This window comes from Achromobacter sp. DH1f, assembly GCF_000633435.1.
GTDB lineage: Bacteria > Pseudomonadota > Gammaproteobacteria > Burkholderiales > Burkholderiaceae_B > Achromobacter > Achromobacter deleyi.
The window spans coordinates 565646-589953 of record NZ_AYMF01000006.1 but is presented as its reverse complement, the minus strand read 5'-3'; the positions used below and the strand labels follow the sequence as shown (position 1 = coordinate 589953).

The following is a 24308-nucleotide window of genomic DNA, read 5'->3' as shown; positions in this document are numbered from 1 at the left end:
GCCGCGCCATTGCCATGACCCAAGCCCCCGTTCCCCCACCCTTTCTCGAACAGTACGCCCAAGCGCTGGAGCGCGGCGACGACGACGCCGCGCTGGCCGTGCTGCAGCACGCCCGACAGGCGCAGCCTCGCTCCGGCGAAGTCCTGGCGGTAATGGCTGCCCACCACATGCAGCGCGGCGAACCTGATGCGGCCGAAGCGGCGTTCATCGGCGCCTTGCAGCTTGAACCCGCGCTGGCTACGGCACGCTTTCAGCTGGGCCTGTTGCAGTTCACCAGTGCGCGGCCCCTGGCTGCGTTCCAGACCTGGCAACCGCTCGAGGACCTGGGCGAAGTCCACTTCCTGGTGCTGTTCAAGCGCGCCTTCGCGGCGCTGGCGATCGACGCCTTCGACGACGCGCTGCTGCTGATTGAAAAAGGCATCGCCAACAATCAAGAGAACGCGCCGCTGAACCACGACATGCGCATGGTCGCCGCGCATATCCAGGCTCTGCAAGGCCGTGCCGACGACCCCGCCCCCGGGGAACAAGACGAAGCCGCAACCCAGTTCGTGCTGGCATCCTACAAGCAGAACCTGTAGGCCCCACGATGATTGACGGCATTGGGCGCCTGGCCCAGCTTATTCAGCAGCGGACCGCGGCAGGCGGACGCGCGGGCAACACCGGCAAGGCCGACAAGGCCACCCGCGCCAACGGCGCAGCCAAGACCGCGGAACCGCCCGCATTCACCGAACTCGTGACCCGTGTCGGGGCCTTGAACCCCGACGATCCCGGCAGGGAGCGCAAGGCCTTTCGCTACTTCCTGGAAGCCGCGCTGCTCTCGGACCTGGGCACGAACCTGATCAACGACCCCAAATTCCATCAATTGGTGGACATCGTGCAGCAGCGCATGGAAGCGCAGCCTGAGCTGTTGGCGGCCAGCCGGCGCGCCGCGCGTCTGCTGCTGGCCATGCCCAAGGACACGGCCGAAAAATAAAGCGGCGCCCGAGGGCGCCGCTTGTCACTGGCGAATCCAGTCCGCCAGGGACCGGCCGTCTGGCGCTTCGACGCCGCGTAGCGCCCGCGCCGCCAGCGCCTGGAATTCGTCCGGATTCTGCAATGCGCCGCTCAACACCGCCTGCGCGAAACGGGCAGACAGTGATGCCGGATCCAGGCGCAGGGCCAGTTCGATATGGTGTTCGGCCTGGTCACGCTGGCCGGCCAGGGCCAGACCGATGGCCACCGCGCCATGGCTTTCGCCGAAGTTGCGGTCCAGTTCCAGGGCCTGCTGGAACGCCGTGGCGGCGCCCGCCGCATCGCGGCCCAGCAGTCGGGCCCAACCCAATCCATGCCAGCTGCCGATATGCTCGGGCATCAAGGCCGTCGCCCGCAGAAATGCGGTCTGGGCTGCACCGGCGTCCTGCAGCAGCAGATGCGCGATGCCCATCGACGACCAGGCCCGGCCTTCGTTGGGCCGCGCCTGCACCACCGGCGCCAGCGCCGCCAAGGCGCCGGGCGCATCCTTGGCTGCCAAGGCCAAGGCGCCCCGCGTGGTCAACGCTTCCAGCGACGGCGGCTCGCCAGCCAGCGCCAGGTCGGACCAGAGGCGGGCCGCGGCGAAATCGCCCGCGTCCACCGCCATCAGGCTCAGCACGCCTGCGGCCTCGGGTTGGGTGCGCAGCAGGTCGGCGCGCATGCCGGCCAGCGCCAGTCCTTCTTTCAGGCGCCCCAGGAAATGCAGCGTGCGCAAGCGGTTGGCCCAGGCGTGGTCAGGCAGGCGGCCGGATGCTTGCAGTGCCGACCAGGCGGCTTCGGCCTGATCATGGCGGCCCGCGTAATGCAGCAGATTGGCTTGCCCCACGGCCAGATCCGCATCGTCCGGATAGCGCTGGCAGAGCGACTGCTGCAACGCCAGCGCCTCGTCCCAACGGCCTTGCGCCGCCAACCAGGCGCCGCGCCGGTACGCCAGGTACGGGTCGTCGCCCGCGCTGGCCTGCGCCGCGTCCAGGTAGGCCCCGGCCCGCTCGTGCAGGCCCAGGCTCAGGGCCAGCTCGAACGCTTCGACCGCCAAGGCGGTGTTGTCCGGGTCCTGCCGCAGGTAGCCGTCAAAACGGTCCAGGCGGTCTGTGGGGTTCGACATGGCAAGGGTTCCTATATTGCGAAATTCGTTCAAGGGGTTAGCGTAGCGCGATCCACGGCGGTCAGAAATCGGCCGACGATTGCCGGTACTTCGCCAGTTCGTTGCGCAGCATTTCCAAGGCGCGCTTGTGCAACTGGGAAATCCGGCCTTTGGTCAGCCCCAGTTCGGCCGCGATGTCCTGGAAAGGCACGTCCTGCATATAGTGGGCGCGCACGATGTGGCGTTCGCGCTCGGGCAAGGCCGTCACCAGCGCCAGCACGCGGTCGCGCAACTGCTTGAGCTCAACCTGTTCGTAGGCGCCCAGGCCGTTGGCCGCCTGACCCGCCTGCCACTCGATCAGGCCCGAGCCTTCCAGCAGCACGCCCAGCGCCACGCCCACCCCCACGGCGGCCAGCCGGCGGAACAAGGCTTCGGTCGACTCCATGCCGTCGTCCTCGCCGTCGTCTTCGGCCCACGACGCCATGCGGTCTTCGTTGGCGGTCAGTCGGCGCTGGATCGACAGCTGCTGCTGGCGCTCGGTCAGCTTCTCCAGGCCGTTCAGGATGGAGCCGGCCATGCGGGTCGTGGCATACGTCTTGAAAGACGCGCCCAGCCCGGGCTGGTAACGGTCCACGCATTCCATCAGGCCCAGCGACGCATATTGCAGGTAGTCGTCGAACTCGAAGTCCTGCCCGCCCCGCCGCGAATACATGCGGGCCGCGATGGCGCGGGCATAGGGCAGATACCGCGTCACCAGGCGGTCGCGCAGCGTCTGGGTGGGCGTCTCGCGGTAGGCGAGCCACAACCGGTCCTCTTCGGGTAGATGCGGCCAGTCCGATTCGTAGGAGCTTGTGCTCATAGCCAGGGCGCTCAATGGAATGACCCGATCGTCGAACGCAAGACCAGCCCCCAGCCGTCGATCAGCACGAACAGCAGGATCTTGATCGGCAGGGAAACCGTGACCGGCGGCATCATCATCATGCCCAGCCCCATGAGGACGCTGGAGACGATCAGGTCGATCAACAGGAACGGCAGGAAAATCACGAAGCCGATCTGGAACGCCACGCGCAGTTCAGACAGCATGAAGGCGGGAATCAGCTGCACGTTGCTGACTTCTTCCAGCGTGTTCGGCTTGGGCGCGCCCGACAGTTCCAGCATCAGCGCCAGGTCTTCCTCGCGGGTCTGCTTGACCATGAAGGCGCGCAGCGGCTGGGCGCCGCGGGCATAGGCGTCTTCGATCGACAGCGTGCCCTGCATGAAGGGCTGCAGCGCGTGCTGGTTCACGTCCTGCGCCACGGGCGCCATCACGAACAGCGTCAGGAACAGCGACAGGCCCAGCAGCGCGGCGTTGGGCGGCGTCTCTTGCATGCCGAAGGCGTGGCGCAGCATCGACAGCACGATGATGATGCGCAGAAACCCCGTCATGCAGACCAGCATGGCGGGCAAGAGGCTCAGCACCGTCAGGCCGATGGCCACCCGCAGTGCCATGGCGGTTTCGGGCGCCGCGTTGGCGGACACCAGCGATCCCGCGGCAGGCGCCTGGCCGGCGGCCACGGCGCTTGCCGCATAGGCGAACGACAGCAGCGCCGCCATGATGGCGGCAAGATGACGCGTCTTCATGGTGCGCTCCGCGCGTCCGCCACCGGCTCACGGGCCAGTTCGCGGGCGCCGGCGTCGCTGACCGACAGCAAGAGGCGCTGGCCGCCGAACTCGATGACCTCCAGCGTCACCTTCGGACTCAGACGCGTGCCGCCCAGGCGCCGCAGTGCCGGGCCGGACGTCCGGCGGCCTGCCGGCGAGCCGGTGCGCGCGCGCCACCACAGCACGATGCCGCACGCGGCCAGCGCCAGCACGATCGCCAGCACCCACGACCACGACTGCAATCCCGTCGTTGGAGCGGTTTCTCGCGCCCACTCCAGGGGCGTGCCGGCGCTCATGCGAGCGAACGCAGATCCAGGGGTAGCTCAATGACGCGGATGCCGAAGTGGTCGCCAACCGCGACCAGTTCGCCTCGCGCCACCACGCTGCCTTCCAGCAGCAGGTCCACCGGCTGATCGACCCGCCGATTCAGCGCAAAGACTTGCGCGCTCTTGGCGTTGATCAGGTCTCCCACCGTCAGTTCCACTTCGCCAACGCGCACGGACAACGTCGCCTTGACGCTATGGATGGGGTTGAGATTGCGGATCGCCAGCGGCTGCTGCTCGACCTGGGCGTCCACGCCTTCCGGGAAATCGATGGGTTGAGCCATTGCGCCGGCAATGTCTCCGTGTTGCGTAGTCAAATTCGTACTCCTGAAGAGTTTTTCTAATATTTCGGACGTCGCCTAGGGCGCCGCCCGTCCAAACCTGATGGCCTTTTGCGGGCCGATTCTGGCCAGATGGGCGTCGGCGACCGGCGACGCATCACCGGCCAGCAGCGCCACCGGTTCATCCAGCTTGTGGTCCAGGGCGATCACGTCCCCGGCCGTCAACGAACACAGACTGCCGATGTCCAGCCGCACCGAGCGCAAGGCAACGGACAGGGTGACCGGACGCCGGCCGATCACCTGCGGTAACGGCACCAGCGGTGCTTCCAGCGCGTCAGGCAGACGCGCGGCGACGCTGCGCGCCACGCCTGCGCTGCACACCAGCACAAGCGGCGCACCCGCCACCGACAACGACAGCGCCAGGCCGCCGCGCAACAACCCGGCAGGCAAGGCGCATGCAGCCTCGTCCTCGGCCGCGGTCCAGTCGAAATGGGTGCATAGCGCCGCGGCCAGCGCCCGCGCGGCCTGGCGCGCCACGGCCTGCGACACCGGACCGCCGTGCCGAGTCACCGTGTCCGGATCTCGCGCGTCGTCGCACAGGGCCGCGCCCAGTCCGCGCGCCGTGGCATCCGGGTGGGTGAGCCAGACGCCATCCCGATCGCCGTTGCCGGTCAGGCGCAACCAGCCCGCGACGGCTGCCTCTGCCTCGGCGACGGCGCCGCCGGCCACCGTGGATTCGTCGGCGCCCCATTGCCCCGCCCAGTCGCGCAACGCCTGCCGCACCTGGTCTGCGGCCCGGTCGCGTTCCGCCTGCGTCCACCACGCTATCGTCCAGGTCGTCATCAGCGCCTGCCTTTCAGGTCGAACAGCGACTGGATCAGGTCGTTTGCGGTGGAGATCGTCTGCGACGCCGCCTGGTAGCCGCGCTGCATCACGACCAGGTCGCTGAATTCCTGCGACAGGTCGACGTTGGACCCTTCGACCCGGCCGGTCTGCAAGCGCCCGAAGCCCCCCTCGCGGGGATTGCCCACCGTACGGCCGCGCGCGTCCACCAGCACGAACTGGCTGGCGCCCAGCGGCGACAGCACGTCGTCTGACGCAAAGCGCGCCAGCGCGATACGCGAACCCTGCACGGACTGACCATTGGAATAGGCCACCGACAGCGTGCCCGAGGCATCAAACGTCACGCCCGTGGCGGTGCCGGCGGTGTAGCCGTCCTGGCCGGACACGGTCAGGGTGGACGTGGTGCCCGACGCGAACGAGGTCACACCCTCGCTGAAATCCAGCGTGATCGACTGCGTCGCCAGCGACGGCAACGCATAGGTCACGCCGATCTTGGCCGAGGCGGGGTCCAGCCGGCCGTCCTTGAACACCAGCATGCCTTCGCCGATCTTGTTCGGCCCGTCTTCCACGGTGACCTTCCAGGCGCCCGGCTGCGTGGCCCCCATGTTGGCGAACGACACCTTCAGCAGATGTTCGGCGCCGCTGCGGTCGTAGATCTTGACGGCAGCCAGTTGGTGGTCGGTGCCTGTCGATGACAGATAGCCCGTGAACCGGATGGACGAGGTGGAGTTGGCGGGCGACGTCGTCATGCCCGCCAGCGAGATCGGCCCAAGGGGCCCTTCGCCTTTGCGGCCAGTGCCCAACACGATCGCCCCGTCGCTCTTGTTGCGCAGGATGCCGTCATCGCCGAAGTCGAATTGGCCGGCCCGCGTGTAGCGCACTTCACCGTCCGGTGCGCGCAGCATGAAATAGCCGGCGCCATCCACGGCCATATCCAGGCTGGCACCCGTCTGGCGGGCCTCGCCCGGCGAGAAATCGATACGGCTGGCGTAGGCGTTGACGCCGCCGCCGCTGCCCTCGCCGCCCAGTCCTTGCCGGTCGTGCTTGTACGGCACGCTGGCATTGAACTGCTCTTCGAACAGCAACTGGGACTTCTTGAAGCCCGGCGTGTTCATGTTGGCGACGTTGTTGCTGATGGTGCGCAGTCCCTTGGAAAATCCGTTCATTCCCGCCAGGCTGAGCCAGATGCTGTCGAGCATGCTCTTCTCCTTTAACGGATGGCCGACACCGAGCCCAGGCTCAGGTCATTGACGATGGACCCGCTGGAGGTCCGCACGCTGAGCATGGGGCTGCCCGATGCCAGGCTCAGCGCCGTCACCACGCCGGTGATGCTGCCCGTGGCCGACTGCACGTCCACCGTCTTGCCGATCAGCCCCACCGATTGCAGGGTGGATTGCAGGCCCACCAGCTGGTCGAGCTTGGCGTAGGTCTGGCGGCTTTGCTCCAGGGACGAGAACTGCGCGATCTGGCCGATGAAATCCTGGTTCTCCATCGGTTTCAGCGGGTTCTGGTTGGTCAGCTGCGCCAGCAGCACCTTGAGCAGGTCCTGCATGCCCAGTTGGGTCGAGGCGGATGCCGCCGCGGTCGAATCGATTGCCATGATGCTTACTCCGACGATTTGGGTGAGGACAATTGCGGACCGTCCACCACCGGACGGCCATTGAGATACAGCGATGCCACGTCTTGCCGCCCCGACGACAGGCTGGCGGCAATGGCAGCGGCCAGATGGCTGGCCTGGCGGCTATTCAGCGAGGCGTCCCGAATCCAGACGGATACGCCCTGCTCGCCGCTTTCTGCATGGATGGACTGCTTGCGGGCGCGGGCGCTGCGCAAGACTTCCCCCTGGCCAGCCGTGGCAGCGGGCAGCGCCGCGTTGCCCTGCGAGTGGGTCGACATGGCGGCAGGCTGGGGCAAGGCGGTCAGCTGCGCCGGCAACCCCATTTGCGCTACAGCGCCCGCACCCATCGTCAGGCGCGCAGCCGCTGTGGCCGGCCCGCCGTCGCCCGAGGCGCTGGGCGAAGCGGGTGCCTCGTCCTGCGAGCCGGAAAGCGGCGCATCTGTTTGCCCCACGCGCTCAGCCCCGGGCCGGGCGGGCGGCGCAGACGGACCCGATCCCGATGGCGCCCGCTCTTGCCCCGCCGTCGGGGTCCGGTCGCGCAGCCACGACCGGGCCTGGGCCTGTTCCACCGCCTGGCGCCAATCGCCTGTGCCACCGCCTGGACGAGTGCCGCCAGCAGCCGTGCCGGACGGGCCGGCGCCACTCGACATCAGTGCATCAAAGGCGGTCATGGTTGCCTCTCCGCAGCGGCCAGGCGTCATCGGCCTGCCGCTGGTCGCTGCGCGCGGACTCCAATTGGAAATCGCGCGCGGCGTCCTGCTTGTGACGGTCCAGGGTGTCGCTGCGCCGATGGGCATGCAGCACCTGTTCGCGGCATGCCTGAACGGCCTCGATCAAGGCCGCCTCATGGCCGCGGGCGGCGTCCAGCCGCCCCTGCATCACGCTCAAGGCCGCACGCACCACCTCGTGGCGCGCCGGGTCGAAACCGCCGGCCGCCGTCAATGCCCAATCCGCGTGATGCCGCGCCAACGCCTGGCGCAGCCCTTGCAGGACGTCCTGATGCGCATCCAGCCGCCGTTGCGCCTGGGCCAGCACCAGACGCGCCTGTTCCAGCCGATGCGTATACAAGGACTCCAACGCGGCAAGCGAATACTTGAAGCGGGTCTGGGCCGTCATGACGCCTCCCGCTGGCCGCCGGCAACGATCGCCGCAAGCGCCTCGAAGGCGCCGCGGCGGGTGTCCGGCGCGTCGGTCTCCTGGCGCAGCCAGCCGTCCAGCGCGGGGGCAAGCGTCAGCGCGGCGTCCAATGCGGGATTGGTGCCTGCCTGATAGGCGCCGATGTCCACCATCTGGCGATTGCGCTCGAGCAGCGCCAGGCTGGCGGACGCCTCGGCCATCAGGGCCCGTTCGGACTTGGTGGCCAGTTCGCCGGCCAGGCGGCTGACGCTGCGCAGCACATCGATGGCCGGGTAATGCCCCCGATGGGCCAGGTCACGGGTGAGCACGATATGGCCGTCCAGCGTGGCCCGCAAGCTGTCCGCAATGGGTTCATTGAAATCGTCGCCTTCCACCAACACCGTGAAAATAGCGCTGATCGATCCGCCGTTTTCCAGCCGGCCGCAGCGCTCGCACAGTTCAGGAATATCGGCGAACACCGACGGCGTGTAACCGCGAGCGGTTGGCGGCTCGCCCGCGGCCAGCCCGATCTCGCGCCGCGCCATGGCGTAGCGCGTCACCGAATCCATGGTCAGGAACACGCTTTGCCCCCGGTCGCGGAAGTACTCCGCGACAGCCATCGCGGCATAGGTGGCGCGGGCGCGCATCAAGGCGGGTTCGTCCGACGTCGCCACCACCACGACCGAGCGCGCCAGCGCGTCGGGTCCCAGCTGCCGCTCGATGAAGTCGCGCACTTCGCGGCCACGCTCGCCGATCAGGGCGATCACGTTGACGTCCGCCTGCACGCCCCGGGCCAGCATGCCCAGCAGCGTGCTCTTGCCGACGCCGCTGCCGGCGAAGATGCCGATGCGCTGGCCCTGTCCCAGCGGCAACATGGCGTCGATGACCCGCACCCCCGTTTCCAGCGGCGCATCGATCGGTTTGCGGTGCAGCGGATTGACGGGCGCCGCCTTCAGCGGTGCCAGCACGTCCGTGGCCACGGGCGCGCCGCCATCCAGCGGCTCGCAGAATGCGTTCACCACCCGGCCCAGCAGCGCCTGGCCCACCGGCACGCCCGCCAGGCTGCCTGCCACCGTGACCCGGCAGCCCGCCGCCACGCCATCCAGACGGCCATAAGGCATCAGCACGACGCCGTCCGGCCGCACGCCGACCACCTCGGCCAGGATGTCGGTGCCGCCGCCCTGGGGCGTGATTCGGCACAGTTCGCCCAGGCTGGCGTCAGGTCCGGCGCAGGTCACGACCAGGCCGGCGACATGGCGCACCGCCCCGTCGCGCGCATACAGCGCCGCGGTGTCGATGGCCTTCAGATAGGGCGCCAGGGCCGGCGTGCTCATGCCGGGGCTCCTCGCGTGCGGTAGGCCTGCGACAGGGCATCGGCCAGCGCAGCGACCTGCTTGTGCAGGCGCGCGTCCAGATTGCCGGTGGCCGTCTGCAAGACGCAACCGCCCTGCACCGCGGGGTCTGCCACCCACTGCACATCGGCCGCCTGCGGCGCCAAAGCGGCCGGATCGATGCCGGCCTCTTTCAGAAGTTCGATGTCTGCCGGGGCCATCCGCACCCGCCATTGGCCGGGGTCGCGCAGTTGCGCACCCGCCTGGCGCACGACCGCCGCGACCCGCGTCGCGTCGGGCGCCTCGCCCAGCATGCGCGCCAGGGCCGCCACGGCCAGCTCAAGCGCGGCGTCCTCGGTGGCCTGGCGGTCTCGCGCCAGCGCCTGCACCAGCGCGTCCGCCACTTCCTGGAAGCGCGCCTGCTGCGCCGCCAGCTGTTCGACCACCTGGGTCTGCGCCTGGCGCAGCCCTTCTTCGCGACCGGCTCGCAGGCCTTCTTCGCGGGCGGTCTTGCGCAACTGATCCGACTCGGCCTGCATCATCCGTTGAGCCAGCGCCAAACTGCGCTGCTCGATTTCGGCTTCGGTCAACGCGGGGTCCACGGGCGCCACCGCGGGCGGCGTGGCGGCTGGCGCCGGCGACGCAACGGCATCCGGCGCCGCTCGCGCGGCGGGCGGATGGGCGAGAATCGGCGCGCGCGGCGCCAACGCAGGCCGCTGCCCCAGCAGGCGGGACGACGGCGCGACCGGCATCTGGCGCAGGATGGCGGCGGTCTTCATGCCGATCTCCCCTCGCGCCGCAGGAACTGCCAGCGTGCCGGCCGCGGCCGGCCTGCCGCCGATTGACGTGCGCCCAGGCGCTGCTCCAGCTCATCCACGATGGCCTGCTCAAGCGCCGCCGCGGGCGCCAGTTGCGCCGCCAGCGCGTCGATCCGCTTGGCTCGCGCCAGGCCGCACAGGTCCAGCAGTTCCGCCTTCCAGGGCCACTCGTGGCGCCGCACCACCCGGCAGACCAACGCATCCGACTCGCCGCGCAGCAAGGCCCAGACATCCTGCGCGCTGGCGCGCAATAGCCGCGCGCCAGTGGGGTGCTGCGCCGGATCGCGCGCCAACAGCTCGCGTTCGCGCACCAGCTGGCGCACCAGCTCGGGATCGGCGGGTATCCCGGTGCCGCGCAGTTCGTCCACCAGCGCCGTCAGTTGGCGGCGCGGGCCATCGGGCAGACGCGACAGCAGCCAGGCCCGATCGCGGCTCGCGACGGCATGCAGGGCCAGGGCGCAAAGACGCAGGCCGTCCATTACGGCTTCTCCGCGTCGGCGGGCGTCTTGCCGGGTTCGAGCCAGCCGCGCAGCTGATGCAGCAGTACTTCGCGCTGTTCGGCCGACAGCCTGGGCGCCTGGGCCCGGCGGCGGCCCAGCAGCAGCAACAGGATCAATCCCACCCCGCCCACCGCGAGCAGCAGCGCGATCGCCAGGCGCGGCGTCCATTCGAATTCCGTGCGCAGCGGCGGCGGCTCGGCCGCCTTGGCCACCGTCATGCCCACGTCCTGCACCACCACGCCGCTGCGCGCGGCCATCTGTTCCGTGCTGTAGACAATGACCGTATCGCCGCGTTCGACCTGGGCGCCCGCGGCGTTGCCCACCAGCGTCTTCAAGCGTTCCAGCGCCACACCGTCCATGGGCCCGCGCACCACGGCGGTCACGCCCATCTTCATGATGACGCCGGGCGTCGACACGATCTCTTCGACCTTGCGGCCCGCCTGATAGTCGGTTTCGTTATCCGTGCCCGCGCCGGCCCGACGGCCATTGTTGACACCGGTGCCAGGCTCGCCGTCGCGGTTCGAACGCCGCTCGCGCACCACCACGCCAGTGGGTTGCCCCTTGCCGGCGGGCGAATACGGCAGCACGTCTTCGGTCGTGATCCGAATGCGGTCCATGTTCAACAGCACGTCCACCGTCGCCACCACCGTGCCGCTGCCAAAGGTCTGGTCCAGCATGCCGGTGACCTTGCGGGCCAGGTATTCCTCGGTCGAACGCTTGAGCGCCAGGCGCGTGTCGGCAGACGCCGCGCCATCCGGTTCGCCCGCTCCCGCCGTCAGCGCCACGCCGTTCTGGTTGACGATCGTGACGTTGCGCGATTCGATATCCGGAATCGACGCCGACACCAGTCGCTGGATGCCCAGCACCTGCTCGGGCGACAGGCTGCGGCCGTCGCGCAGCGCCACCGCGATGGACGCCGTGGGCACGCCCGCGCCCCGATGGAACAGCCCCTGTTCCGGCATCGCGATCAGCACCCGCGCCGATTCCACATTGGCCAGCGACAGGATCGTGCGCGTGATTTCGCCTTGCAGCGCGCGCTGGTAGTTGATGCGCTGGGCGAACTCCGTCATGCCGAAGTCGGCATTGTTGAATAGCTCGAACCCCACCGCGCCATGCAGCGGCAGATCCTGGCCCAGCAGGCGGATGCGCGTCTTGTGCACCACCTCCTGGGGTACCAGGATGGCCGTGCCATCCGCTTCCAGGCGATAAGGGATCTTCTGCTTGTCCAGCTCGCTCAGCATCACCGAGGCGTCCTGCGGCTTCATGCCGGAAAACAGCACCTGGTAATTGGCGCGAGTCAGCATCCACCCCGCTGCCGCCACCGCTGCCACGATGACCACGGCCCCCGCGATCAAGGTATAGCGGTTACGCCGGTCCAGGCGCGTCCAAAACTCCGATAAAGACATTTCAGGTCAACCCCGGTTCAAATCTGCATACGCATGACTTCCTGATATGCGTCCAACAGACGGTTGCGCACTTGCAGGAACAACTGGAAGCTGGCCTTGGCCTCTTCCATATGGATCATGACTTGGTGCAGGTTCTGTACATCGCCGACGGCCAGTCGCTGGGCGTCGGTTTCGGTTTGCAGCAGTGCGCGGTTCACGCCCGTCAGGCCGGAATGCACCAGGGCGTCGAACTGCGCCGCCACGGGGGCTGCCGCGGCAGGCGCCTGGGCCTGGACCTGCGCCGCGGCGGACTGCAACGCATCGATCGCAACAACGGTCATTGACGGCCTCCGATCTCCAGCGCCTTCATCGCCATGGATTTGGCGGCATTGAAGGCCGCGACGTCAGCCTCGTAGGCGCGGCTGGCCACCATCAGCGTCATCATCTCGGTCAGCGTGTCCACGCCCGGATAAGACACATAGCCGTCCTTGTCCGCCTGGGGATGCCCGGGCTCGTAGACCCGCCGAGCCGGCGCCCGATACGGCGCCACGCTCAAGCTCTGGTCCACCGACAGGCCCTGTTCGACCATGGCGCCGAAACTGCGGGCGGCGGGCGTTGCGCGCGCCGACGACATCACCCGCAGCGGCTGAAAGCCCGCGCCCTTGGCCGACAGCGGCGTATTGGCGTTGGCCAGGTTCAGGGCGGCGACGTCCGCGCGCAGCTTCTCGGCGCTCATGCCGGCGGCGCTGATGGCGAATGCACTTTGGTAGTCCATGCTCAACGCCTCCCGTCGTTCAGGGCCGACTCGACCAGCGCATACTGGCCATTGAGCGACTTGACCAGCGCCTGGTAGTGCAAGGCATTGCGGGCCAGGCCCGCCACTTCCTGGTCGATGGCCACGCCATTGGCGCCGTAAGGCACGTTCGACGCCCGGCTCTCGACCGCCAGGCGCGGCGCGGCCAGGTCCTGCCGGGCGATGCGCCCATTGCGATCCAGCGCGGCGGCGGCCGACGGCATCAGTTCCTCGAACTTCACCCGCACCGGCGCGTAGCCCGCGGTATTGACGTTGGCGATATTGGCCGCGCCAGCCTGCTGGCGCAGGCTGGCAGCATCCAGGGCAGCGCCCAGGGCGGCGAGCGTAACGGGATCAATCATGGCGTGATGGGCTCATTGGATTTACTGGATGATGAGATCGGCATGCAGCGCGCCGGCCGTCTTGATGGCGCGCAGGATGGAAATGATGTCGCGCGTGCTGGTGCGGATCTTGGTCAGCGCCTGGACCAGATCGGCCACGGTGCTGCCTTCGGACATGACAAAGGCGCTGGCCTCGCCATCGCGTACGTCGATGCTGGAGTTGGACACGACTTCGGTGCGAATGCCGCCGCCATCGCCCTGGCGCACGAAGATGGGTTGCGACACCTGGTTGTCGGTCACGATGGAAATGCGCAGGTCGCCGTGTGAAATCGCCACCTTGGACAACCGCACGTTGCCGCCGGACACCACCGTGCCGGTGCGTTCGTCCAGGATCACCTTGGCGCGCTGGTCGGGCGTGATCGACAGCGCTTCGATACGCGACACGAATGCCACCAGATCGTCGCGTTCGAATTCCGGCACGCGGATATCCACGCCCGCGGCATCGCGCGCCTTGGCCAGCGGCCGGCCCAGCGCGCGGTTGATCTCGGCCGCAACCCGGCCGGCCGTGGTGTAGTCAGGATTGGCCAACAGGAAGGTCATCGTGCCCTCGTCCGTCAGCATCTGTGCGTTCACGCCCACTTCCACCATCGCCCCGCCGGGAATGGAGCCCGCCGTCGGGTGGTTCTTCTGCACCACGTTGCCGTTCATGTCGTAGCGATAGCCGCCGACCGACAGCGAGCCCTGCGCCAGCGCGTAGATCTTGCCGTTTGGCGCCTTCAGCGCCGTCACCAGCAGATTGCCGCCCACCAGGCTGCGAGCGTCGCCGGCCGACGTCACCACCACGTCGATGGCATCGCCCGGCCGGGCGAAAGGCGGCAGCATGGCGCTGACCATCACCACGGCCACGTTGCGGCTTTGCACCTGCTCTGGCGCCACGGTCAGGTCGAACTGCGAATACACGTTCGCCATCGCCTGCCGCGTGGTCTTGTTCGACGGCGAATCGCCCGTGCCGGCCAGGCCGGCCACGATGCCATAGCCCACCAGCGAGTTCTCGCGCCAGCCCTTGAGCTTGCCCAGGTCCTTGATGCGCACCACCTCGGTATCGGTTGCGCGCGCCCCCACGGCGCCGTGCGACGCCGCCAGCATCCCTGCCATCATCAGAACCACGATCCACGCGCGCATCAGAAGCCCAGCCAATTGAGAAAACGGTTCCACCAGGCGGGACGCTGCCGACCGGCCAGCTCGCCTTCGCCCATGTATATGATTTCGGCTTGCGCAAGACGCGTGGACAGCACCACGTTGCCCGGCGAAATGTCCTGCGGCCGCACCCTGCCCTTGACGTGAATCTTCTGCTGCTCGTCGTTCACGGTCAGCAACTGGTCGCCCTGGACGTACAGGTCGCCGTTGGGCGCGATATCCACCACGTTCACGGACATCTGCGCCAGCAACCGGCCCGAGCGCTGCGTCTTGCCGCCGCCCTCGAAATCGTTGTCGATCTCGAACCCGCCGGCCGTCGTCGGCCGGCGCGACAGGCGGAACTCCGCTTCGATGCTGGATTTGCGACCCGTCGAGGTGTCTGCCGAGCTGGTCGCCGACGACGTTTCGACCACCTGGATGGTCAGCACGTCACCGATCCGGGCGGCCTTGCGGTCCGTGCCCAGCGACCGGTACAGCGCAGGGTCGTACAGGCTTTCGGCCTGCGCGGCCACCGCCGCCAATGCCAGCGCCAGCGCCAGGCCCATTGCCCGCGCGGCGGTTGCGCGCGTCAAGACAGCGTTCAACTTCATTGCACTACCTCCACCAGCCCGCCGCGTATCACGCGCGCCTGTATCGTGTCCGTGGCATTGGCCGGCAGCACGCGCAACGTGCGGTTGGCCCAGCCGTCCTGCATCGCCTGCGCCGTGGTCTCGATCGTGACCGTGCCTGCGCGCACGCGCAGCGCCACCTGGTCGCCGCGTTCCACATCCGGCAACGCGTCCAGGTGCGACCGCAGCAACACGGCCCCCGGGGCCACGGCCTGGCGCGTCCGTACCGCGCCCAGCGGTTCATCCGCCGGCCAATACGCGCCGACCAGGGCCGCCACGTCACGCTGTTCGACGGTCACGTCCGCCATCGACACCGATGCCCCCGCCGGCAACCCGGCATTGACCCGCAGCACCGGCGCCATGGCCCGTACCTTCAATGCCACCGGCACGGCCCGGTACAACTGGCCCTTCTGCCACAACTCGACCCACACCACCAGGCGCGAGGCCAGGGTGTCGCTCGCCGCCACCGGACGCGCCCGCAGGTCGAAGACACCTGCCGAGACGACATCCGGCAACGGATTGCCCGCCGCTTCCACCGAGAATTCTGCAAAGCGCGCCTGCAACGCCCGGTGCGCCGCGTCCTGGGCCACCTTGAGCACGGCGTCGGCGTCCAGCGCAGCCGTCTTGCGCGCCACCCGCACCGAGGCGTTGCCGCGCCACTGCACCTGACCCAGGTCTTGCCCGGCGGTATCGATCCAGCGCTGCAGTTCCTCGCGGCCGATCTCACGCGTTGTGCCAGCAGGCGGCACGACGCCGATGGCCAGGCCCGCCAAGGCCGGCAGCCTGTCAGCGGACGCCTCGATGCGCGCCACATCGCCCAGCGTCAGCACCGCCGTCGGTACCCGTACCTGTGCGCGCAGGAACAGCACCGCATCGCCCTCTTGCGGCACCGCCCCGGCCACACATGGCCACAGCATCAACAGGAAGAACAGCTTGCGCACGTTGTCGCCTAGCGTCGCAGGTTATTGACAAGGCCGAGCATGTCGTCCGACGCCTGCACGACCTTGGCGTTGGCCTCGTAGGCGCGTTGCGCCACCATCAAATTGACGATTTCCTCATTGAGCTGCACATTGGAAGATTCCAAAAAACCTTGCGCATACAGCCCCAGACCGTCTTCGCCCGGGCGTCCCTGCACGGGCTCGCCCGACCGTTCCGTCGCCTGGTACAGGCCGTCGCCCAGCGAATTCAGGTCTTCCGGTGCGTTAAAACGCGCCAGTTCCAGCTTGCCCAGTTCGTCGGCATCCCGGCCGCCATTGCGCCAGGCGGTGACGCGTCCGTCGGGCGCGATGGTCAGTTTTTCGGTATCGGCCGGCACCGAAATCGATGCCTTCAAGGGCAAGCCAGCCAGGGTCGACAGCATGCCGTCCTGATCGATCTTCAGGGTGCCGCCGCGGGTGTAGGCCACGCTGCCGTCCGGCATGCTGACTTCCAGCAAGCCGTCGCCCCGAATGGCCAGGTCCAAGGGCTTGCCGGTCTGCTTGATCTCGCCGGTGGTGAACGACTTCGCATTGCGCGCAATCGCCACGCCCAACCCCATGTTGGAGGCCGGGTCCGTGCCCAGCACGCCGGCGGGCTGCCCGCCGGTGGCGGCCCGCGTCATCAGGTCTTCGAACACCACATACGATTTCTTGTAGCCGGTGGTATTCATGTTGGCCAGGTTCTGGGCCACGACGTCCACGCCGGTCTGCTGCGCATGCATGCCGGTGGCGCCGATGTACAGGGAATCGATCATTCGGGTTCTCCTTAGAATTCGCCCAGTTTCTGGACGGCGCGGCCGGTCATCTCGTCGATGAACTGGGCGCTCTTTTGCAGGCTTTCGAAGTGGCGCATGACGTCGATCATGCCGACCATCTCGCGCGCCGGGTCCACGTTCGAGCCTTCCTGGTAGCCTTGCAGCACCGACGATTCGCCTTCGCGCGCCGGTTGCGCGCGGCCTTGCGATGCCGCGTAGACGCCCCCGCCCAAGCGCGTCAGGCCTTGCGGATCGGTGAACGACGCCAGGCTCAGCTTGTCGACAAAGCGGCCCTGGTCGTACACGTTGCCCATCGGGTCGATCCGCGGCGCGGTCGAGGTCAGGCGAATTTCGCCGCCCTGCCCCATGACCAGATCGCCGCCCGCCGTCGCCAGACGACCCTGGCTATCCACATGCAATGCCCCCTGCCGTCCATACAGCGTCTTGCCGTCGCGGGACAATTCAAGAAAGGCGGCCTCGCCCGTGAGCGCCAGGTCCAGCGGACGGCCGGTGTAGCGCACCGCGCCAGGCCGCATGTCGGAATACGTGGCCGATGGCGATGGCACGTCAGCGCCCTGGCTGCGCCGTTCCAGCGCGTCCATCTGCGTCTCGAAGGCGGCGCCGTTGACCAGTTCGCGCTTGTAGGCGGGGGTGCGCACGTTGGCCAGATTCACGGCGATCGCCGTCAGGCGGTCCTGATCCACGCCCATGCCCTGCCCGATCAGATTCATTATTTCCATGGTTCACTCCTTCTGATTCAGTCGCGCCGACGCCGCTCAGGCGCGGTTCGCGGCTTCCTGCAACGCGGCAACGGAAACCGCCGAGAACGCCTTCAGGTCGATGCTGCCGGGGATCTCGGCCATGGACAGCACCCGCAGATGCGGCAACACCCGCTCGGTCAACATGCGCAGATGGCGCCGCAGGTCCGGCGAGCACAGCAGTACCGGCAGCAGATTGGCCTTCATCATGGCTTCCGCCTGCTGCACCAGGCTGCCGATCAACTGGTCCGCCACGCGCGGTTCGATCGCCAGGCGGCCGCCGTTTTCGGCCGTATGGCGCAGGGAATTGCCGATATGCGCTTCGGTCAGCGGGTCCAGCGTGATGACGTGCAGCGTGCTGGTGTCGCCCGACAGCGAGCGGCAGATCGCCTGCCCCAGACGCTGGCGCACCTGTTCGGCCAGAAAGCCCGGTTCCCGCTGGTTGCGGCCCGCGTCGGCCAACACTTCCAGGATCGCTTCCAGATTGCGGATGCTGACCTTCTCGCGCACCAGCGCCTGCAGCACCTTCTGTACTTCGGTCATGGACAGGATTCCCGGCGTCAGCTCTTCCACCAGGCCGGGCTGCGCCAAGCGCACACGCTCGAGCAGCCGGTCGGTCTCGGCGCGCGTCAACAGATTGGCGGACTCGCGCCGCAGCACCTCGGTCAGGTGCGTCATCAACACGGTCAGCCCGTCGATCAGCGTGTAGCGGCCCTGCTGCGCATTGGCCTTTTCAGATTCCTCGATCCACACGGCCGGCAGACCGTAGGTGGGGTCCCGCGTCTCGATGCCACGCACGGTCTTGGTCACGCCTGCCGGGTGGATCGCCAGCCAGCGGTCGGCCATGGCCTGGCCCTTGCCCGCCGGCACGCCGTACACCACGATCTCGTAGTCGTCCGGCCCCAACCGGGTGCTGGCGCGCACCTTGACCGTGGGAATGACCATGCCCATTTCCTGCACGTACTGATTGCGGAATGCGGCGATGCGGTCGGCGAAGCCGCTGTGATCCATCACCGACGGCAGCAAGTGCGCGCCCGCCTGGATCTCGACGGCTTCGACCTTCAAGGCGTCGTAGGGGTCACCGGCCGCGGCCGCCGCCGGCAACGCGTCCTGGGCGGGGCTGTCCGCGGCGCGCTTGGCACGGGCGGCCCGATGCGCCGCCCAGCCCAGCGCCAGCACCGTCACCGCCAGCAGGAACGCCGGCAGCGCCGGAATGCCCGGCAACGCCATCAGCGCGAACAGGGCCGCACACACCAGGAACAGCGTCTTGGGAAACAGCGTGATCTGGCGCGCCACTTCCTGGCTGAAATTGCCGTCCGACGCCGAACGCGTCACGATGATGCCGGTAGCCACCGCGATCACCAGCGCCGGCACCTGCGTGACGATGCCATCTCCGATCGTCAGCAGGGTGTAGATGCGGATCGCCTCGCTCCAGGGAATACCCAGCTGCATCACCCCGATCACCAGGCCGCCGATGATGTTGATGGCCATGATGAGGATGCCGGCAATCGCATCGCCCTTGACGAACTTGGACGCCCCGTCCATCGCGCCATAGAAGGCGGCCTCTTTTTCCAGCGTCTTGCGGCGCACCTGCGCCTGTTCCTGGGTGATGAAACCCATGTTCAGGTCCGCGTCGATGCTCATCTGCTGGCCGGGCATGCTGTCCAGCGTGAAACGCGCCGCCACCTCGGACACGCGCTGCGCGCCGCTGGTCACCACCACGAACTGCACCACGATCAGGATCAGGAACACGATCAGCCCGATCACGTAATTGCCGCCCACCACATAGCCGCCGATGGCCGAAATCACGCTGCCGGCATTCGCCTCCGACAGGATCAGGCGCGTGGCGGCCACGTTCAACGACAGGCGGAACAGCGTGGCAATCAGCAGCAGCGACGGAAACGTCGAAAACTCCACCGGCCGCGTCATGTAGAACGTCAGCAGCAGAATCAGGAAGGCGAAGCTGAAATTGGCAAGGATCAGGAAATCCAGCGCCGCCGGCGGAATCGGCATGAACAGGACGATCAGCACGCCCATCACCACCAGGACCATCACGATGTCCCGGTTGCTCGCCAGCCATTGAGACAGCCGGTTCATGCCGCCACCCCCAGCGCGTTGCGCGCATTGCGCTGGGCGATCAGCCACACCATGATGCGCGCCACGTCGGCATACAGCGCGGTCGGAATCGCCTGGCCCATGTCGCCCTGGAAGAACAGCGCCCGCGCCAACGCGGGGCTGCGCACCACCGTCACGCCGCAGCGGGCGGCCTCGGCCCGCATGCGCGCGGCCAGCGTGCCGGCACCCTTGGCCAGCATCACGGGCGCGGCCATCTCGCCCCGCTTGTACTGCAGGGCCACGGCAATATGGGTGGGATTGACGATCAGCACATCGGCTTGGCCCACCTGGCGCACGGACGCCGCTTTTTGCAGCATCTCGATGCGCAGCCCACGCAGGCGCGAGCGCACGCGCGGATCGCCTTCGCGGTTCTTGACCTCGTCTTTCACGTCGCGCTTGCTCATGCGCATCTTGCGCTTGAACTCGAAGCGCGTGTAGCCCAGGTCCAGCAACGCCAGCAGCAAGGCCGCGAACGCCAGCTTCAACGCCATCGAGGTCAGCATTTCCAGCAACTGCCTCAACGCCACGAAAGGCGTGCGTTCGCCCAGCAGATAGAACAGCGACCGCAGGTCCTTGATCACCAGGTACAGCACCCACGCCAGCACGGTGACCTTGAGCACGCTCTTGACGGCGTCGTACACCGTGCGCAGCGAAAACAGCCGCTTCAGGCCGCTGGCCGGATTGATGCGATTGAAGTCCGGCTTGAGCGGAAACCCGCTCCACACCGGCCCTGTCTGCGCCACGTTGGCGATCAGCGCGGCAGCGCCCACCGTCAGCGCGAACGGCGCAACGATGTGCAGCGCATCGCCCCCCACGCGGCCGATCAACGACACCACCGACGCCGCCGACACCTGCATGCCCAGGCCATGGATGAGGGCCGCACGCGCCAGCGCCGCCAGCGCTTGCACGGCTTCCCAGCCCCACGCATACATCGCCGCGGCGGCCGTCAGCATGGCCACCGCGCCCGTCAGGTCGGGGCTGCGCGCCACCGACCCGCGGTTACGCGCCTGCTGCAGCTTGAATGGGGTGGCGGCTTCGCTCTTGTCGAATTCCTGCATCAGCGCACCGCCCCGTTCCAGACATCCGACGTCAGGCCGAAAATGCGCGACAGGCCCGCCGGCATGAAACGCGCCCAGGCGGCCAGCGCCGCCAGGCCCACCATGATCTTGATCGGCAGCGCGATCACGAATACGTTCATCTGCGGCAGCCCGCGCGCCAGGATGCCCAGCCCCAGTTCGACCAGCAGCAACAGCGCCGCGACGGGCGCGATCAGCATGAAGCCTAGCCCGTACACGTTGCCCCAGGCGGCGATCACCGCGCGCACGTTCACGTCCTGCGGTGAAAACCCGCCCACCGGCACGACCGTCAATGTGTAGGCCAGCCCCCGCAACAAGGCATGGTGGCCGTCGAGCAGGAAGAACACGAGCACGCCGGTGTACAGGAACACCGACGTCATGATCGGCACCTGCGCGCGGCTGACCGGATCGAACACCTGGCCGATACCGAAGCCGATCTGGATATCCAGCGCGCGCCCGGCAAAGGCAATCGCCGAGAAGGCGCAGAAGATGCCGCAGGCCAGCAGCAGACCGAACGAGAATTCCAGCGCGGCGGCCTGGATGAAGCCGCCCAGGTCGGTCGGCACCGGCTGGCCGGTCCGTGGCAAGGCCATGGCCAGCGTCATAGACAGCATGGCCACCAACAGCACGCGGGCGGTCGCCGGAATCGGAAACTGCGTGAAGACGGGCGTAAACGCCAACATCGCCGCGATGCGGATCGACACGAGGGCGGCCGTCGCCAGGACAGGAATATCAATGGCAAGCATGGCGCTCTCAGCGAAGTCCCGGCACGTCCCGCAACAGCGTGGTCGCGTATTGCATCAGGGTGCGCAGCATCCAGGGGCCGAAGATCACCATGGCCACCACGGCCGCCACGATCTTGGGAATGAAGGTCAGGGACATTTCCTGCACCTGGGTCACCACCTGCAGGATGCTGATGGCCACGCCCACCGCCAGCGTCAGCAGCAGCACGGGCGCGCAGATCATCAACCCGGTCCAGAACAGGTCGCTCATCAGCTGAATGGCGAGATCAGGCCGCATGCGTGCTCCCGATTTCCAACGCCGGCTCCGCCTGTGCCGGCTCGTCTGCGAAGACGGACGCCAACATCAGCGGGTACACGTTGGGATGGATCATGGGATGGCTGTTCATTTCCAGCAGCCACACGCGGTCGTCGGCGTCGATCACGGCATCCAGCGTGAACACCGAATTGCGCCGCAGCGGCTCGTCGATGCCGCGATGGAGCAGCGGGCCGGCATAACAGAACTGCGTGGCGATCTCGGTCGATACGGCGTCCCAGACGTCGCGGTTCTTGAGCGTGACCCGATCGTGCGGCGTCAGGTAACGAAAATCCAACATCACTTCCACGCCCTCTGGCACCACGGAATCCAGGTGATAGCCCTGCCACGCCAGGATCTGCACGGACGCGTCCAGGTCCATCACCAGATCGAAATTGCCGCGCGGTTGCGTGGCGATCTCGCGCAGCGTGCGCCGGCCATCGCCGATGATCTGCGGCGGCGTCAGCACTTCCAGCGCTGCCGGCTCGCCATTCCAGAACCAGGCCTTGGCGCTGCGGCCACGGATGAACTGTTCACAGAACTCGCCCGACTCCAGCGCCAGGCCGCCCACCGGCGGCGCCAGCGGGCCGAACGGACCGCGTATGCCCACGCCGAACGAGCTGATGGCCGGCTTGACGATGTAGTCCGGCACCAGTTCGGGCCCGTCGGTCCAGCTGGCCGTGACACGCAGGCCGTTGGCCAGCGCATAGTTCTTGAACAGCGTCTTGTCCGTGGACAAGCCCCAGGACTTCACCGGATACGGCATCCAGCCGATAAAATCGCCATCCCCCGCGAACGGGCGCTGATACGTCGTGCGCCCTTCGTGCTGGCGCACGAAGCGCGGATACAGCACGACCGTGCGGCCGCCGCAGCGCAGCGTCATCTCGAACGTCAACGGGTCCAATGAAGCGTCCGCGCCATGTGCAAGCGCCCATTCACGGATGGGATGCAGATGCTTGATGGGACGGAACAGGAAGTACATGTAAAACCCGGAGCAAACGGCGACTGCGGTGTATCAGCGCGAATTCTTGGAGGCTTGAAGGCGCTGGGCACCCATATCAAGACGAAACCTATATTTGCCGAACATGTATGTTGTAACTGTCAACAAACGCAAAAATCCTGGCAGAACATTGCGTTCAGCCTTATCTACTGCGGTCTTTCGTACTTGACGCTACCTGCAATCACCCGCCTTGTTACATTGTCGGTATTGGGCGTGGTGTAGTGCATGAGGTAACGCGGGAACAGGATCAGGTCGCCTTCACGCGGCTGGATGATGTTCACCAGCGCGTGGCGCGGCACGACGAAGCCGCCCCGGCCTACCGTGCCGCGGGGGTCCATCAGCACCAATTGGCCGCTGCCGTCCTTGGGCATGGTCAGGTAATAGACGAAGGCCAGGTCCGAACCTTCGTGATAATGCGCGTGCACAGCGTCCTTGGCCTGGCCCGAGCGCTGCACCACGAACCACATGGTATGGTCACGCCGGGCTTGCCGCACCTGATCGCCGTAGACCTCTGCCGCATAGTCGTCGCATTCGGACAGGATCAGTTCGCGGATCGCTTTCAGTTGGGGATTTCGCGTGCGCTTGAATATGCCCGTGTCATAGCGGGTATAAAGCGTTTCCAGCGTGGCCGAGCGCTTCTCGTCGTTCAGCAGGCGGCTCTGGTTACGTTCCGAGAACGCCTGCAATGCGTCATGCAGACCCGCATCCACCTGGCCGCTTTCGCGCAGGTTGTAATGCATGATCGGAGTGGGCCACAACCATTGGATTTCGCGGGACATGGATAAACCAGGCAAGCACACGCGGCGCGCCTTTCGCGCCGCTACATTCCTAAGTTATCCCCCCGGTCCGAAATCAGTTTAGGGGTCTAAATCAAATATTTTTTTCGACCATGAAAAAGGCGCCGAAGCGCCTGATTGCATTATCCCGGTCAAACCGGCGTTACCTCATTAGCAGTCGTCCAGTTGGCAGCCCCCTTCAGGCCTTGTCGCCCACCGGTTGGCGCGCATAACACCCCAAGAACATCGCCACCGCCGAATCTGCCACCCGCTGCCGCTCGGCCGGCGCCAGCGGCGGCTGCCCCAGCGTGACCTGCGGCCAGAACGCAAAGCTTTTCACCAGCCCTTGCAGCTGATGCCCGGCAAAATCAACATCCACCTCGACCAGCCGTCCGTCGGCCATGGCCGCGCGGATCCATGTGGTGACGCCGGTTTCCTTTTCGCCGATGCGGCAGATCATTGCCTGCGCCCGCTCGGGCGAATGAATGACCTCGGCGATCGCCACGCGCGCCAGGTCAATGAAGCTGGCGTCGCCCAGCAGCGCCAGCTTTTGCATCAGCAACTGGCGCAGTTGCTGGTCCAGCGGCAGGTCCGCCCGATAAGCCATGTCTTCGCTTTCGGCGCTGCTTGCCCACAGATGCTCCAGCGTCAGCCCGAACAATTCGTCTTTGCTGGGAAAGTGGTTGTAGACCGTGCGCTTGGACACGCCCGCCGCCGCGGCAATGCGGTCCATGCTGGTGGCGTCGAACCCGGCGCTGCGAAATTCCTCGACCGCCGCGCGCAGGATGGCTTCGCGTTTGCGGTCGGTCAGGCGTCGGGCAGGCTGGGGCGGGGATGAACGGGTTGCTGGCATGTGAACGATTTTACACCGGTCAGTGTACTTTTCAGAAAAACGAAACTACACTGTGCAGTGTAATTTTGGACGC

At 67.2% G+C, this 24308-nt stretch carries 31 protein-coding genes; 2 read left to right on the top strand and 29 right to left on the bottom strand.

Annotated elements, in window-relative coordinates; all coding sequences use genetic code 11:
- Positions 1 to 14: 14 nt before the first annotated feature.
- The gene (locus U858_RS0105555; RefSeq protein WP_025136195.1) at positions 15 to 578 is read left to right on the top strand and encodes a hypothetical protein; all 564 of its coding nucleotides are present in this window, start codon (positions 15 to 17) and stop codon (positions 576 to 578) included.
- A gap of 8 nt (positions 579 to 586) precedes the next feature.
- On the top strand, positions 587 to 973 hold the full coding sequence (locus U858_RS0105550; protein WP_025136194.1) for a hypothetical protein: 387 nt from the start codon (positions 587 to 589) through the stop codon (positions 971 to 973).
- Positions 974 to 997: 24 nt separating this feature from the next.
- Here U858_RS0105550 and U858_RS0105545 read toward each other — a convergent pair whose 3' ends face one another.
- From U858_RS0105545 to U858_RS0105405, 29 genes are all read right to left on the bottom strand, one after another.
- The gene (locus U858_RS0105545) at positions 998 to 2116 is read right to left on the bottom strand and encodes a hypothetical protein (protein ID WP_051593522.1); all 1119 of its coding nucleotides are present in this window, start codon (positions 2114 to 2116) and stop codon (positions 998 to 1000) included.
- Positions 2117 to 2177: 61 nt separating this feature from the next.
- Entirely contained in the window at positions 2178 to 2954 is a 777-nt protein-coding gene (locus U858_RS0105540) for a sigma-70 family RNA polymerase sigma factor (RefSeq protein ID WP_025136192.1), read from the bottom strand.
- 11 nt (positions 2955 to 2965) lie between these two features.
- Positions 2966 to 3715 (bottom strand): flagellar type III secretion system pore protein FliP, encoded by a 750-nt coding sequence (fliP, locus tag U858_RS0105535; protein WP_025136191.1) that lies wholly within the window; start codon positions 3713 to 3715, stop codon positions 2966 to 2968.
- A complete protein-coding gene (locus U858_RS0105530; protein WP_025136190.1) occupies positions 3712 to 3978 on the bottom strand; it encodes a flagellar biosynthetic protein FliO in 267 nt (88 codons plus the stop codon). The genes fliP and U858_RS0105530 overlap by 4 nt, the downstream gene beginning before the upstream one ends.
- A gap of 50 nt (positions 3979 to 4028) precedes the next feature.
- Positions 4029 to 4343 carry a FliM/FliN family flagellar motor switch protein gene (locus U858_RS0105525; protein ID WP_025136189.1) on the bottom strand — a complete coding sequence of 105 codons (315 nt, stop codon included), beginning with the start codon at positions 4341 to 4343 and terminating at the stop codon, positions 4029 to 4031.
- Positions 4344 to 4418: 75 nt separating this feature from the next.
- Positions 4419 to 5183 carry a FliM/FliN family flagellar motor C-terminal domain-containing protein gene (locus U858_RS0105520; RefSeq protein WP_025136188.1) on the bottom strand — a complete coding sequence of 255 codons (765 nt, stop codon included), beginning with the start codon at positions 5181 to 5183 and terminating at the stop codon, positions 4419 to 4421.
- Positions 5183 to 6382, bottom strand: a complete 1200-nt coding sequence (gene flgF, locus U858_RS0105515; protein ID WP_025136187.1) for a flagellar basal-body rod protein FlgF — start codon at positions 6380 to 6382, stop codon at positions 5183 to 5185. The genes U858_RS0105520 and flgF overlap by 1 nt, the downstream gene beginning before the upstream one ends.
- A gap of 11 nt (positions 6383 to 6393) precedes the next feature.
- A complete protein-coding gene (locus U858_RS0105510; RefSeq protein WP_025136186.1) occupies positions 6394 to 6783 on the bottom strand; it encodes a flagellar hook assembly protein FlgD in 390 nt (129 codons plus the stop codon).
- A gap of 5 nt (positions 6784 to 6788) precedes the next feature.
- Complete coding sequence (locus U858_RS35585; protein WP_157838778.1) at positions 6789 to 7472, bottom strand: hypothetical protein; 684 nt, start codon at positions 7470 to 7472, stop codon at positions 6789 to 6791.
- A complete protein-coding gene (locus tag U858_RS0105500) occupies positions 7459 to 7917 on the bottom strand; it encodes a flagellar export protein FliJ (RefSeq protein ID WP_025136184.1) in 459 nt (152 codons plus the stop codon). Before U858_RS0105500 ends, U858_RS35585 begins: the two co-directional genes overlap by 14 nt.
- Positions 7914 to 9251, bottom strand: coding sequence for a FliI/YscN family ATPase (locus tag U858_RS0105495; protein WP_025136183.1), 1338 nt, complete (start codon positions 9249 to 9251; stop codon positions 7914 to 7916). Before U858_RS0105495 ends, U858_RS0105500 begins: the two co-directional genes overlap by 4 nt.
- Positions 9248 to 10027, bottom strand: coding sequence for a FliH/SctL family protein (locus U858_RS0105490; RefSeq protein ID WP_025136182.1), 780 nt, complete (start codon positions 10025 to 10027; stop codon positions 9248 to 9250). The genes U858_RS0105495 and U858_RS0105490 overlap by 4 nt, the downstream gene beginning before the upstream one ends.
- Positions 10024 to 10545, bottom strand: a complete 522-nt coding sequence (locus tag U858_RS0105485) for a hypothetical protein (RefSeq protein ID WP_025136181.1) — start codon at positions 10543 to 10545, stop codon at positions 10024 to 10026. Before U858_RS0105485 ends, U858_RS0105490 begins: the two co-directional genes overlap by 4 nt.
- The gene (gene fliF, locus U858_RS0105480) at positions 10545 to 11972 is read right to left on the bottom strand and encodes a flagellar basal-body MS-ring/collar protein FliF (RefSeq protein ID WP_025136180.1); all 1428 of its coding nucleotides are present in this window, start codon (positions 11970 to 11972) and stop codon (positions 10545 to 10547) included. Before fliF ends, U858_RS0105485 begins: the two co-directional genes overlap by 1 nt.
- Positions 11973 to 11989: 17 nt before the next feature.
- Positions 11990 to 12292, bottom strand: coding sequence for a flagellar hook-basal body complex protein FliE (gene fliE / locus U858_RS0105475; RefSeq protein ID WP_025136179.1), 303 nt, complete (start codon positions 12290 to 12292; stop codon positions 11990 to 11992).
- Positions 12289 to 12726, bottom strand: coding sequence for a flagellar basal body rod protein FlgC (flgC, locus tag U858_RS0105470; protein WP_025136178.1), 438 nt, complete (start codon positions 12724 to 12726; stop codon positions 12289 to 12291). The genes fliE and flgC overlap by 4 nt, the downstream gene beginning before the upstream one ends.
- 2 nt (positions 12727 to 12728) lie before the next feature.
- A complete protein-coding gene (flgB, locus tag U858_RS0105465; protein ID WP_025136177.1) occupies positions 12729 to 13106 on the bottom strand; it encodes a flagellar basal body rod protein FlgB in 378 nt (125 codons plus the stop codon).
- Positions 13107 to 13127: 21 nt separating this feature from the next.
- Positions 13128 to 14243, bottom strand: coding sequence for a flagellar basal body P-ring protein FlgI (locus U858_RS0105460; protein ID WP_081821551.1), 1116 nt, complete (start codon positions 14241 to 14243; stop codon positions 13128 to 13130).
- Between the two features lie 23 nt (positions 14244 to 14266).
- On the bottom strand, positions 14267 to 14872 hold the full coding sequence (locus U858_RS0105455) for a flagellar basal body L-ring protein FlgH (RefSeq protein ID WP_025136175.1): 606 nt from the start codon (positions 14870 to 14872) through the stop codon (positions 14267 to 14269).
- Complete coding sequence (gene flgA, locus U858_RS0105450) at positions 14869 to 15831, bottom strand: flagellar basal body P-ring formation chaperone FlgA (protein WP_025136174.1); 963 nt, start codon at positions 15829 to 15831, stop codon at positions 14869 to 14871. The genes U858_RS0105455 and flgA overlap by 4 nt, the downstream gene beginning before the upstream one ends.
- Before the next feature lie 8 nt (positions 15832 to 15839).
- Positions 15840 to 16622, bottom strand: coding sequence for a flagellar basal-body rod protein FlgG (gene flgG, locus U858_RS0105445; RefSeq protein WP_025136173.1), 783 nt, complete (start codon positions 16620 to 16622; stop codon positions 15840 to 15842).
- 11 nt (positions 16623 to 16633) lie between these two features.
- Positions 16634 to 17362, bottom strand: coding sequence for a flagellar hook-basal body protein (locus U858_RS0105440; RefSeq protein WP_081821542.1), 729 nt, complete (start codon positions 17360 to 17362; stop codon positions 16634 to 16636).
- A 36-nt stretch (positions 17363 to 17398) separates the two neighbouring features.
- Positions 17399 to 19477: a flagellar biosynthesis protein FlhA gene (locus tag U858_RS0105435; RefSeq protein ID WP_025136171.1), complete on the bottom strand. Its 2079-nt coding sequence runs from the start codon at positions 19475 to 19477 to the stop codon at positions 17399 to 17401.
- On the bottom strand, positions 19474 to 20553 hold the full coding sequence (locus tag U858_RS0105430; RefSeq protein ID WP_025136170.1) for a flagellar biosynthesis protein FlhB: 1080 nt from the start codon (positions 20551 to 20553) through the stop codon (positions 19474 to 19476). Before U858_RS0105430 ends, U858_RS0105435 begins: the two co-directional genes overlap by 4 nt.
- Positions 20553 to 21317 carry a flagellar biosynthetic protein FliR gene (locus U858_RS0105425; RefSeq protein ID WP_025136169.1) on the bottom strand — a complete coding sequence of 255 codons (765 nt, stop codon included), beginning with the start codon at positions 21315 to 21317 and terminating at the stop codon, positions 20553 to 20555. The genes U858_RS0105430 and U858_RS0105425 overlap by 1 nt, the downstream gene beginning before the upstream one ends.
- Before the next feature lie 7 nt (positions 21318 to 21324).
- On the bottom strand, positions 21325 to 21591 hold the full coding sequence (gene fliQ, locus U858_RS0105420) for a flagellar biosynthesis protein FliQ (RefSeq protein WP_025136168.1): 267 nt from the start codon (positions 21589 to 21591) through the stop codon (positions 21325 to 21327).
- Positions 21581 to 22588 carry a hypothetical protein gene (locus U858_RS0105415; RefSeq protein ID WP_025136167.1) on the bottom strand — a complete coding sequence of 336 codons (1008 nt, stop codon included), beginning with the start codon at positions 22586 to 22588 and terminating at the stop codon, positions 21581 to 21583. The genes fliQ and U858_RS0105415 overlap by 11 nt, the downstream gene beginning before the upstream one ends.
- Positions 22589 to 22752: 164 nt before the next feature.
- Positions 22753 to 23385 (bottom strand): putative 2OG-Fe(II) oxygenase, encoded by a 633-nt coding sequence (locus U858_RS0105410; RefSeq protein WP_025136166.1) that lies wholly within the window; start codon positions 23383 to 23385, stop codon positions 22753 to 22755.
- A gap of 196 nt (positions 23386 to 23581) precedes the next feature.
- Positions 23582 to 24235, bottom strand: coding sequence for a TetR/AcrR family transcriptional regulator (locus U858_RS0105405; RefSeq protein ID WP_025136165.1), 654 nt, complete (start codon positions 24233 to 24235; stop codon positions 23582 to 23584).
- Positions 24236 to 24308 lie beyond the last annotated feature (73 nt).